Below are 11,457 nucleotides of genomic sequence, written 5' to 3' on the forward strand. Positions count from 1 at the left end.
TGTTGAACTAAACCTAAAGGTAGCTTCACGCGACGTTTCCATCACGATTCACTACCTTTAGGATCAAGGTTTAATGTAATACTCAATATTATGAAAAAAAAATGACACCCTCATTGAAAGGGCTATTATTTCGGTTCCTGGGTTTGCAGCACTCTACCACAAGCTCAAGCGTTCGGTAGAACTCTCCGGCAAGAGCCAGAGCACCCTTACCAACTATGCCCGCTGTCTGGCGCACATCGGATTCCATTTCAACTGTAGTCCACTTGATCTGGATCAGGAGCAGATCCTGGATTATCTGCACGTTTTAAAGTCACAGCACAAGACTCCATCCGACAGTTTTTTCAAGCACACCGTTTATGGACTTCGCTATGCCTACCGCATCTTTGGGATGAAAGAAATGCGGGTCATACTTCCTTCCATTGAACGCCCCAAGAAACTCCCCGTGGTATTGAACCAAAGGGAGATAAAACAACTGCTGAAGACCCCAAAATTGCTTAAGCATCGATTGGTTCTTGCCATGCTCTATGGTTGTGGGCTCCGCAATTTTGAGCTTCGCAACCTTCAGCGTAAGGACTTGGATTTCGACAGGAAGATGCTGCACGTGCGCCAGGGCAAGGGTCGCAAGGATCGCTACGTTCCCTTGTCCGAGATGCAGATCCGTGGCCTAAAGACGTACTTCTTGGCAGAAAACCCGGTCACTTGGTGCTTTACTGGCAATGACAGGACAGGTAATCCAGTTAAAATTTCCTCACAAGGGGTACAATGGATCGTCCGAGAGGCTCGCAAGCGCAGCGGAATCCCAAAGGAAATTACCGCCCATATTCTGCGCCATAGCTATGCTACCCATCTTTTGGAGATGGGCCTGGACATCATGAGCATAAAAGACCTCTTGGGGCACGCAGATATCCAAACGACCCTTATCTACCTCCATGTGGCACAATCGGGTAGGCAAAAGCCGTTCAGTCCGTTGGATAGGCTTTATGGCCGATAGAGATGTCCTATCCCGATTATGAAGTAGCGCACGTACTGGAGCGCAACAGGGAGCACCTTGCCCATTATTGTGCCAACAGTTGGCAGGTTCGCACCCTTCACGCCTTGCGCAAGTGCCGCACTGCCGCCTTGGGCGGCCATATAGATCGTTGCGACAATGCGAGGTGCCATAAGCTTCATCTTAGCTACAACAGTTGCCGCAACCGCCATTGTCCCAAGTGCCAGGGACACAAGAAGGAAGAATGGATCCGGGCAAGGGAGGCAGATTTACTAAAGGTCTCTTACTTCCACGTGGTCTTTACCCTGCCCAGTGGGCTGAACCGGTTATGTCTATACGAGCCAAAATTGGTGTACAACCTTTTGTTCAAAACAGCCTGGAGTATCATTGGAGATTTTGGTGCCAACCCCAAGTTCCTGGGCGCCAAGATGGGAATGATCGCCATCCTGCACACCTGGGGGCAGAACCTCTCGTTGCACCCACACCTGCACTGCATTGTTCCAGGGGGCGGTATTGCTAAATCTGGCAAATGGAAACCCACCAAGGGCAAGGGAAAGTACTTGTTTCCTGTAAGGGCGATGAGCAAGGTGTTCAGGGCCCGTTTTGTAGCTGGCCTACGCAAGGAGTTGGGGAAATCGAAGTCCCGTTCTTTTTACGAAAGTCTGTTCAAAAACCAGTGGGTCGTCTATTGCAAACGTCCATTCTTTGGACCCTCGCAGGTAATAGAATATCTAGGGCGCTATACCCATAAGATCGCGATAAGCAACCATCGGATAAAAAGTCTTGAAAGTGGAAACGTTCGATTTATGGTAAAGGACTATCGACACGGAGGTAAAAGAACGATACTCGAACTGCCCGATGCTGAATTTATAAGGCGTTTTTCGCTGCATATCCTGTCTAAAGGCTTTACCCGTATCAGGCACTACGGCATCTTGAGCAGCTATTATAAAAGAACGATCATCCCAGGATTACAGGAAGAGCTCGGTAAACCAGAATTTAAAGCAACGGAGCCTTTAATGCACCGCAGGTGCCCGGTCTGCAAGCAAGGAAACCTCGTTACCATCGCGACCTTCCCTGCCCGTGGGCCACCGCAACACTGGCAAGAACAAATCAAAAAACAGTTAAACAGACCTAATGAAAAAACGTGAATCCCGACGTAATGGGACTTCTATGGCCAAAACGTAAGAAAACGACCAGATAAAACTAAAAAATAGAGAAGAGAAACTACAACATGTAAAGTGCGCTTTGATTCCTTGGCAAAAACAGAAGCCAACGACCCCGAATCACGAAAGACCAACTACTGAAAATCCATTCCAAATTAGACCAATCCCCATAGAGGCAAACCGAAAAGCTCCGGTTCAGTCAACACTGCATTCATGTTGGGTCGTACCGACCACACGAATGCTTAGTTATTTGGCAAATCGGTTTTTTACTTTTTCGTTCGAGTATAAATTCGGACGTATCGTTGTTAAAAAGTTCAATTTAGTCAATTTGGCTTAAATTCTGTTGTGATTTTTCCGCATCCAGTTTTTTTATTTTTTCGGTCAGATTGGATTCGGTCGAGAAACCCAAACTTTTGGTTTAACTATTAAACAGCAAAAAAAAAAATCCGATTCGGTTCGGAAGGTTTTTATCCGTCAGATTGGATTTCGCCGTACTATTTGTCGGTTCTGATTTTCAGCCTGACTTTTGGCAATCATAGATTTTCAGTTTTTAAGCGACTTAACATTGGATTTCAAGGAATTTAAATTTTTCCGCAATGCTGATAAATTCAGTGTTGTGCTTTTCAATTACGTTTTCTGTTTTCAATCTTAAAAACCAATTTTTTTTCGAATTAGTTCCGCTTTTTTTAGGTTCTGCTCAACTGTTTGCCAACGTTTAGTGTATGAGCAGTGGCGTGGTTCGTCACGGACAATTGCAAACAAGTACTTGCCATTGGAAAATCCGCAGGATTTTCCAAGTAGGCGAGGAAAAGCCATTGCTTATAGCATCTATGAAAAAGCAGCGAGTCTCGTATCTTTAAAGTTCACCAAAACAATAAGATATGAAATTAGAACCCACTGCCCAACCAAAGTTATACATTGGCATCGACATTCACAAGCGTAGCTGGAAAGTTCATTGCGCCACCGATCTTTTTGGCGGCAAGTCATTCGCTATGCCCCCAAAGCCTGAAGTGTTATACGAGTATGTAGCCAAACATTTTCCCGACCATCAGGTTACTACAGCTTATGAAGCAGGTTGTTGCGGCTATTAAGCCCATCGTAGTTTTGAGGCATACGGCTGGCATTCCCTGGTAGTGAACCCTGCCGACATCCACCGCAAGGGAAAGGAACGTTTTACCAAGACCGATAAAATAGATGCCCAATTGATAAGTAGAGAGCTCAAGGATGGCAGACTTGAGAGTATTCACGTTCCCCATGTGGAGCGGGAGCAATTGCGCAGTCTTTTCAGAAGAAGAAACGATCTGGTTAAGGATTACAGGCGTATCAAGAGCCTTATAAAAATGCAGTTGCTGTATTTTGGCATTGCTATTCCCGAGGAGTTTGATAATGACCATTGGAGCCACAAGTTCCGCGGTTGGGTGGACGAAGTAGTCTTTGCATATCCATCGGCGCGCGAGACACTGGACAGCAGAATGCGGAGCTTCAGGTTCATAGACCAGGAGCTGCGGGATGTCTCCACAAAGATGCGCGCCTATTGCCGCAAGCATTACAAGAAGGATTATTATTTATTGAAAAGTATTCCGGGAATAGGCGGGATTGTGGCCTGCGGCATTATCTGCGAGCTTGGCGATCTGCGACGCTTTAACAGCATAAAACATCTTGCGGGCTATGTTGGTCTGGCACCCGGAATCCACCAAAGTGGGGACAACCAAAAGAGCACAGGCATTACAATGCGCGCCCATAGATTGATGCGAAGTTATTTTATAGAAGCGTCCTGGCAGGCCATCAGGACAGACCCCATAATGCAGACGTATTACCGCAAGCATTTGGGAAAAAACGTCAAATCAATAATAATCAAGGTGGCCCGTAAATTATTGAGCAGGACCTTGGCTGTCATAAAAACAGAAACCCCTTATGCGATAGGGGTCATAGAATAATAAAATAAACAGATAACAAAGCTCACAAAGAAGTATTAAAAGCCCGTACCACAAAACAACGTAGGTGATCCAAGAGATTGGAATCACATCTTTATAGCAAGTGGCCGGGTTTATTATAGCTTATAATCATACAGATGCCGGTGACCGCGCTTGGACGATGGATCACATATAGGATGCGGAGCAAGTTATATGGTATTGAAATATTGATAATCCTATCGGAATTATCAACATTCCAACACCCCAAAATAATCATTATGAGATAATTAAAATAAAAATATTATTTTTGAAGAACGGGATTAGTGCTTTTCATAGGACACATTGTTGGCAACTGGCTTTTCTTTCCGATTTTTATTTGTCAATCGAAACTAATACTTTTTCAATTCCGAGTTTTTGCCATTTTCCATTTCTAAATTCTGGTCTTGACCTTAAATTCCCTAAAACGCCTGAACTTTCTCTAAATCTATTAGCATTCCAAACTTTTTGTTTAGAAGTTCCATCTTTGTAAAAGGTCGTAATATAGGCTGTTTTAGTCAACAAAAGTTTGCGTTTAAAATCCGATTCGGTTGATGGTTTTAATTCGATTGGTAAAATACCATTCGAATAATCAACTATTCTTTGTTCTGTGAACTGACTTCTGGGAAATTCCGTTTGAGTAATTTCAGAGTTTTTATTTTTAATCTCAATCTTCAATTCTTTCAGTACTGACTCAATTAGTTCTCCATCATATTCATTTAAAAAGTCTTGCTTAATTAATTCTGAAATCTTTTCTTGGTAATTTTCGGATAGTATTTTTTCCGTTAGTTTTTTGTGGTCTTCTTTGCGATTTATCTTTTTCAGAGAGTTTAAGGTGAACGATTTTAATAATTCTGTGCTGTAAGTTTCTTTACAAAATAGCTCAACGAATTTTTCTCCTTTTTCGCTATTCGCTTTAAATTGAATAGTTTCGAGTAAAATAGGGTCTTCTTGATTTATTAAATTTCCGTCATAAAAGATTTGTATTGCTTGTCCGATTAAAATACCATAATCGAGTTTTAATTGTCGCATATAAGAAAACAATTGTCGCTGGAAAGTTGAATTTATAGGAATGGTCGGAAGTTTAATTTCGATAACAAATAATCGTTTATCATCCGATTTAATTATAAAATCAGGTCTTAATTTATTTACTGAACCAAATTGAAGAGAATGTTCTTTTTCGATTTCGCCTTTATATTCTTTCCAATCCAAAATTCTTAAAGCTTGGATGACTTTTTGACCAAAATCAGTTTCGCTTAAATCTGTCTGTAAGTTTTCAGATAGCAAATATGCTATTTCATTCCATTTCTCTTTGTTCATTCTCGGTATTTTTTAGCTTGTTGCCAACGGTTTTGTGTATGATTAGTGGCGTGTTTAAGCACATAATTTAGCAAATAAAAACTGAATAGAAAATCCGCGAGGATTTTCGTAAGTAGACAAGAACCAGCCATTAATTATACACGTTGTTGCCCACAGTATTTTATTTAGGTCTCTTTTCTGGAAATATATCCCACATAAAAAACTTTTCCATTAATTTATTTTTCATAAAGTCTTTATTGTCGACCATTAAAAATTTGAGAGTATTTTTTATTTGTTCATCCGTTTGATTTTCCATTTCAGGATGTTTTCTTGCTTCCAAAAGTCCCATTTCAAGTCTTTTAGCAACAAATTCATCTGTTAGGTATTTTTCTTCGTAATTTTTATATGCAAAATCAAATGCAAATTCTGTATTATAGAATTTAAATCGAGATTTATTATTCGGGTTTGATTCATTTAGCAATATTACAGCTTTGTTTATATCTAATGATTCTATAAATTCCTCATAAAATGCCGTGAAATTCATTAAAACTTCCCCAGCTTTTACAGTTTCAAATGGTCCGATAAAACCCCAGAATGGTGTTCGTAAACCTGGACTAATTGTAGAATAAATAAATCCTCCATAACAAGTTGCCATTGTTAAAAATAGGTTGCATTTACATAATATGTTGAGTTCAATTAATCTGTTTTGAAGTTCATTCCATTTGATAATTTCTCCGTTGGTGACTTGGATTCCATCTTTTGAGCCGTGCATTTCAAGATGTATCATTGGGTAAATCGAATTTTTTTCAGATTCAGATTTTATGTTCTCGATGGAATTAAAAAAGTCAATTTTGGATATAGGTTGAAAAAGTTCACAATTGTCATATAAATCTTTTTGCCATAATTTCAATTTAATTATGTCGTTATAAAGTTCTTCTCCGGTTTTTAAATCATCTGAACGAAGACTTTCAATAACATAAATTTTGTCAAATGTGAACGTTTTTTTCATATTGTGGGCAACGTGTATATAGGAGCATCAAACCTACCTATTAAACTCCCAAAAGGAGGGATAGGCGTACTTTTTGGTGCTGGTTATTTACCGACAATATACTAAAAATATGATCTGTTAGATAATTTATTCAAATGAAAAATGTCTTGATAAAATGTAATTATAGAAAGATAAAAAAAATCGGATGAAAAACTTTTGTGTTCTTGCAAAAAAGTTCTCCAGTTGAGCATTTCTTTAATCAACCTATATTTGGACTATTTGAAGGGGTTCTAATTCGGATTGTTGAGATATCTGTGAGATATTTTTAGCTCAATATTTCGTTCACCATCTTTTTCGTTCAGTTCTAAAATAGCTCTACGGTCGCTTGATAGTGAGAATTTTGGCAACACATATACGAGCCGCGCCGATTCACCTTTTACAATTTTGGAGGGTAGATTCTTTGTGAAAACAGCCTCTTTATGGAGGCGTTGTACAGATTTCCGTTTTCCTTTATGTCTTGTCTCTATAGATAGTGTGAGGAAATTTAAATCGTAATCCAGTGTTGACTTATTATCGATCTTGATCACAAAGTAAAGTTCATTTCGATTGTAAACAATATCTTCCACACCCAAAACAATGTTCTGCCGTCGTTTTTTTGTCTTGCCTCTGCGCGGTTTCCGCTCAAGAAGATGGGAACTTAATTCCTGGCGGTAGTACTCCTTGTTTTCCTTGTTGATTTCTTGGGATGTTGCTGGAATGGAGTCTTTGGTAACTGGTTTTTCGTTTCCAATACTGCTCGACATTGGAATGAAATAATTCAATTTTGATAGCTCAGATTTATATCTAACGATATATGAGAATACTGAACCGTTTCTATTGATGACCAGAAGATTGCTGTCCTTTCCGGGAGTCGCTTGCAGCAATCCAAAATATTGCTCGTTCTCTCGGTTATAGGTAAAAACAAAATTTTCTGATCCGGTAATACCCTGTCGAATGGGTTCTGGGAAGAAGAGGGCGACATTCATGGTGTCATTGGCATAAATCGTATCCATGACCGTAATGTTTTGGTCTTTTGCTTGTGCTGTACAGTAGAGTGATACTGAACTGCACGCCATAAAAATAATTGGAATTAAAGAATGTGTTTTCATAAGATTAAGGTTTTAAAATAAGTTGGTAATTGTTCAGCACGGTTACTTTCACACTGCGGTTATGGCGTTTGAGTACTTTGCTGATGCCACCAACTTGGGGAATACTTGGAATATTGATGTCGCCGATAATGTCGTCCACAACTTCATCGGTGGCTTCAGCACGAAAATTATTTTCGATATAAATGCCCTCGCTGCCATCCTGAAGATCGTAGGCTTTGAGCTTGGTTGGTTGGTGTTGGATATTTTCGATGTTGATCATTGCGCGATTGGGTTGGAAATTGATGAACCCAAAAACAAGGGTATTTTTTGGCACTTGCTTGTTATTGATCACTGCAGCTTTGGTAAGCCGCATTCGCAATCGGCTATTGGTTTTCACGACCTGATCGCCATCGACAACGACATGGATGGTTTCATCGGTAGTACCAATCACTGAATTGTCATCAGGTTTGGGTGACGCAGCAAAGAACAATTGATGTTCCAGGCCCAGTTCCTTGGCTTCAATCTTCTGTTCTCTTTTTATTTCTGTAGAATCTATTTCTTGTACTTTTTTGGTTTCTGGCTTTCTTTCTCCAAGAACCTGATAGGACCGTTCAGAATAGTTGATTTTCCCTGCGGAATAGATGCTATCCACAATCCGCTCTTTTTCTCGTTCGGGTAAGTCCCGATCATAAAAGCCCAGGGAGTCCATCAGTTTTTCATCATAAATACTGGGCGCATTGGTTTCTCGAACGTCCTTCAGATCGTTGAGGGCATCCAATTTGGATTTATACTGTTTCTGGGTTTCTTCCAGGGGAGGTACCAACGTCTGCTTTAAATGTTCACTTTCACTTTTGCCATCGTCCATAACCATCAGGGTATAGGCCACTAGGAATAAGACAATCACGGCCATTACGGTCGCGAAGACCATTTTATTTTTTTCTATTTTCATTGGAGATTTTTTTTAAGGTGTTTTCAAAATAATCGGTGATCAATAATCCGTGCGGATTGTTCGGGAAGTTCCGGTCAACCAAAATCAGATTGCCAGTGGATACCAATTCATAAGTATCGGTAATCGACCCTCTGTTGATTTCAAAAATGGTGGTGGTCGTAAATCTATGGTTACCGTTGGACTCGGTAATTCTCGAATCGATGCTTTTCACTTTTTGAACCAAGGAATATTGCAGTAAACGATTGTACACCCCATCGGCTTTTTTTTGTCGGTATACATTGTCCACAGAACTATCGCCCAACCACAGTGCTTTTTGTAGATGACGCTCATAATTGCTCGCATCGATATTATAAAAATAGGTATGGAACAATTCCAAATGTGCCAGGGCCTCTACCATGAAGTTCTCTTTTTGGGTGACGAGCTTTAGGGGAATAACACTGCCGTCGGTGTTGATGGCGAAAGCATGGTTGAGGGCATTTTTATGGGTTGTAAAGGCGATCCAAACGGAGAATGTACTAGCCGTAAAGGCACAAACAACAACTGCCAAAACAATAAGTCTATTCAATTTGAGGAGGTTGTAAATGTTCTGATAAGGTGTTTTCATGACATGCTACTTTAATTGTTGAATAATCTGAGAGTGAAGGAGGTGGCCCGCGCATATAGCCTGAATTTTAGAAACACGATAAAGCCTACTGAGCCCAACTGTACCACCGGTGCGAAGAACCCTTGCCCGAAGTCGGTACCGAATAGGTTGGTCCAAAAATTGGTGTTTATTTCGGTGTAAATGGCGTTGATAAAGATGTTGACCAGAAAAAAGGCGGGGACAAGCATATACACTGCAGCATAAAGTTTGAAAAATGAATAGGCAAGCGATCGGAATTTCTCAAATACCGCCAGACTGATGACCAATGGAAAAAATGCCTGCATGATCCCCAAGAGGAAAAATCGTTCCGCTAAAAAAAGTGGATAGATAAACAGGTCAAGAATCCAAAGAATGACACTCAGGATAAAGGCTAAAATCTTGAATCCATACAGCGGGGTTACCAAGGCCTCATAGAGTAATGTCATGGCACTTTTCATCGCATCCATGAGATTGATATCCTCTTCTATCGCAATGTCCTGCAAATGCAAAGGCAGCAGGGCAGGAGCGGTCCCGCGATATTGTGATTCGATCGCCACGAGAATGGCATCAAAGAACCCCAATACCTGAGTTGAAAAGATGACTAATAGGACCACGGCAAAATTCTTGGCGAGTTCACTTGGGCTCAATCCCCAAGTGTACCCATCCTTGTCCACAATACCTTCATTGTATTTTTTTAGAATATTGACCAGAAAAAACAGTACGGCGAGCGTCTTCATACCCGCAATGGTATATTGTGAAAAACTGCTGTTCTGTATGGTCTGGAAAATCGTATCGATATATTCCAGTCCGATTCCTAAAATAATCATACTGATCTTATTTAATATGTGGTGTTTCGATTATTGATTTTGTCCTGCATTTTTCTAAAGGAAATGATGTCTTTGTAGCGCCGAGTTCTAATGCTTATATTGGAAACCATTTCTTTGGATTCTTCCTCTTTTTGTTTCAGTATGTTGGCACGTTCGGCATCGCTCATTTTGAGATAATCACTCGAAAGAATCTGATCAATGAAGTCCATGGTCTCCAATGAATTTTGGACAATGGCATTGAACGATTCGGAGATGCGTGTCATTTCATCTGGCTTTATATAGGGAGAATTGAGAATGGCCCTTAAATCATTCTGCATGACCTGGATCAACCGTTGGTTGTTCCGCCCAATCTCCCTGACGGCATTCATCTGCCGGACCACATTGTTGACGGTCTCGAGATTTTCCTTTTGCTGTTTCAGAAATTCAACGGTCTTTAAAAGCTGTGAGGTCTGTTTGGCCGATTCCACGAGTGATTTTGTCAGACTTATAAAGTTGGTATTGTCGTAAACGGGCATGCCTTGTGCATGGGTTTTAATGCTTAATACCAAGACGATTCCTGTGATGAGAAATTTAATTTTCATTTTATTTTGATTTAGAGGTGAATTCAATGATTGCTTTTTTCATATCGCGATGATTCTCATAGAGAATCATTATTTCTTCATTTTCCTGTCCATCCGTTAAATAGGCCGCATATACCTCCTTTGGAACTTCAAGTCTGAAAATGTTGCTTTCCTTCCCGATCTTGATGAACATCTCCGTATACTTTCGTGGTCCTGAGAAATTGTTCTTGATGGATTTCAATTGGTTCAGGTCGTGACTGGATAGGTTGAGCCTTTTGACCAGCTCGGCGTAGCCTTTCTCATTGTTTAGACTGTAAATGACCTGTGTGTTTTCCAAAATGCTGGCAGAAGTAGCGTTGCTCGGAAGTTGGTTGATGGATTGCAGAATAATGCCTATGGCACCATTTTGTTTACGGATGGCTTGATAGTAGAATTCTACACTTTCAAGGACATTATCGAACTTCAGCTGCTTGGCAAATTCATCAAAAAGGATCATGCCTTTTTCAGCGCGATTTTTCCAGATGGTCCGTTGTATGGCCGATTTGATCAGTTTCAACATGACGGACAGGATTTCCTTGTTGTCCTTTACTTCATCCAGTTCAAAGACGATCAATCGTTTGTCTTCGATCTTATAGGTCTGGTCCTCGTTGGTTTCAAAAAGAAAACTGTAGAGCCCATTGCCTACGTATTCCGACATGACATGCAAAAAGCTTGTGACATTGAAATAATCGGAATGGATGTTCAAGGTGTTCAGAAGGTCCTTCTGATGTTTTTCTATAAAATTGTAGCAACTTTCCAATGAATGACCCTCTTCAGTGGCTTCGTAATAATAGCGCAGTATTTTCTTGATGGAAACGGATTGTGCCTTGGTAATTTTCAGATCCGAAGCAAAGAGTTCGAAAAGGAATACGGATAGATCTTCAAGTCGTTCGGGCGTGAGGTCATTTTGATGGCTGATGTAGAACGGATTGATGCCTAAGTTTTT

At 40.5% G+C, this 11,457-nt stretch carries 10 protein-coding genes and 2 pseudogenes; 4 read left to right on the top strand and 8 right to left on the bottom strand.

Annotation, left to right across the window (positions count from 1 at the left end; genetic code table 11):
• Positions 1-388 precede the first annotated feature (388 nt).
• The 4 genes and pseudogenes from MWU32_RS02700 to MWU32_RS02715 form a co-directional block, all read left to right on the top strand.
• On the top strand, positions 389-991 hold the full coding sequence (locus MWU32_RS02700; protein WP_246937544.1) for a tyrosine-type recombinase/integrase: 603 nt from the start codon (positions 389-391) through the stop codon (positions 989-991).
• A 2-nt stretch (positions 992-993) separates the two neighbouring features.
• A complete protein-coding gene (locus tag MWU32_RS02705; RefSeq protein WP_246937542.1) occupies positions 994-2,136 on the top strand; it encodes an IS91 family transposase in 1,143 nt (380 codons plus the stop codon).
• A gap of 896 nt (positions 2,137-3,032) precedes the next feature.
• On the top strand, positions 3,033-3,242 hold the full coding sequence (locus MWU32_RS02710) for a hypothetical protein (RefSeq protein ID WP_246937550.1): 210 nt from the start codon (positions 3,033-3,035) through the stop codon (positions 3,240-3,242).
• Positions 3,243-3,257: 15 nt separating this feature from the next.
• Positions 3,258-4,088: pseudogene (locus MWU32_RS02715) on the top strand (IS110 family transposase); the annotation flags it as partial.
• Between the two features lie 348 nt (positions 4,089-4,436).
• Here MWU32_RS02715 and MWU32_RS02720 read toward each other — a convergent pair.
• The 8 genes and pseudogenes from MWU32_RS02720 to MWU32_RS02755 form a co-directional block, all read right to left on the bottom strand.
• A complete protein-coding gene (locus MWU32_RS02720) occupies positions 4,437-5,420 on the bottom strand; it encodes a type I restriction enzyme HsdR N-terminal domain-containing protein (RefSeq protein WP_246937554.1) in 984 nt (327 codons plus the stop codon).
• 160 nt (positions 5,421-5,580) lie between these two features.
• A complete protein-coding gene (locus MWU32_RS02725; RefSeq protein WP_246937556.1) occupies positions 5,581-6,408 on the bottom strand; it encodes a hypothetical protein in 828 nt (275 codons plus the stop codon).
• A 269-nt stretch (positions 6,409-6,677) separates the two neighbouring features.
• Positions 6,678-7,535, bottom strand: a complete 858-nt coding sequence (locus MWU32_RS02730; protein WP_246937558.1) for a DUF4138 domain-containing protein — start codon at positions 7,533-7,535, stop codon at positions 6,678-6,680.
• Positions 7,536-7,539: 4 nt separating this feature from the next.
• A complete protein-coding gene (gene traM, locus MWU32_RS02735; RefSeq protein WP_246937560.1) occupies positions 7,540-8,463 on the bottom strand; it encodes a conjugative transposon protein TraM in 924 nt (307 codons plus the stop codon).
• Entirely contained in the window at positions 8,444-9,067 is a 624-nt protein-coding gene (locus MWU32_RS02740; protein ID WP_246937562.1) for a conjugal transfer protein TraK, read from the bottom strand. The genes traM and MWU32_RS02740 overlap by 20 nt, the downstream gene beginning before the upstream one ends.
• 11 nt (positions 9,068-9,078) lie before the next feature.
• The gene (locus tag MWU32_RS02745) at positions 9,079-9,912 is read right to left on the bottom strand and encodes a hypothetical protein (RefSeq protein ID WP_246937564.1); all 834 of its coding nucleotides are present in this window, start codon (positions 9,910-9,912) and stop codon (positions 9,079-9,081) included.
• Positions 9,913-9,923: 11 nt separating this feature from the next.
• Positions 9,924-10,493, bottom strand: a complete 570-nt coding sequence (locus tag MWU32_RS02750) for a conjugal transfer protein (protein WP_163516781.1) — start codon at positions 10,491-10,493, stop codon at positions 9,924-9,926.
• Between the two features lies 1 nt (position 10,494).
• A pseudogene (locus tag MWU32_RS02755) lies at positions 10,495-11,457 on the bottom strand (TraG family conjugative transposon ATPase); the annotation flags it as partial.

The sequence above is a fragment of the Gelidibacter sp. F63206 genome (genome assembly GCF_023015735.1).

Bases quoted from the DNA above. Each gene is read 5' to 3' on its own strand.
- MWU32_RS02720 (WP_246937554.1), bottom strand. From the start codon at position 5,420: ATGAACAAAGAGAAATGGAATGAAATAGCATATTTGCTATCTGAAAAC.
- MWU32_RS02740 (WP_246937562.1), bottom strand. From the start codon at position 9,067: ATGAAAACACCTTATCAGAACATTTACAACCTCCTCAAATTGAATAGA.
- MWU32_RS02705 (WP_246937542.1), top strand. From the start codon at position 994: ATGTCCTATCCCGATTATGAAGTAGCGCACGTACTGGAGCGCAACAGG.
- MWU32_RS02750 (WP_163516781.1), bottom strand. From the start codon at position 10,493: ATGAAAATTAAATTTCTCATCACAGGAATCGTCTTGGTATTAAGCATT.
- traM (WP_246937560.1), bottom strand. From the start codon at position 8,463: ATGAAAATAGAAAAAAATAAAATGGTCTTCGCGACCGTAATGGCCGTG.
- MWU32_RS02725 (WP_246937556.1), bottom strand. From the start codon at position 6,408: ATGAAAAAAACGTTCACATTTGACAAAATTTATGTTATTGAAAGTCTT.
- MWU32_RS02710 (WP_246937550.1), top strand. From the start codon at position 3,033: ATGAAATTAGAACCCACTGCCCAACCAAAGTTATACATTGGCATCGAC.
- MWU32_RS02730 (WP_246937558.1), bottom strand. From the start codon at position 7,535: ATGAAAACACATTCTTTAATTCCAATTATTTTTATGGCGTGCAGTTCA.
- MWU32_RS02745 (WP_246937564.1), bottom strand. From the start codon at position 9,912: ATGATTATTTTAGGAATCGGACTGGAATATATCGATACGATTTTCCAG.
- MWU32_RS02700 (WP_246937544.1), top strand. From the start codon at position 389: ATGAAAGAAATGCGGGTCATACTTCCTTCCATTGAACGCCCCAAGAAA.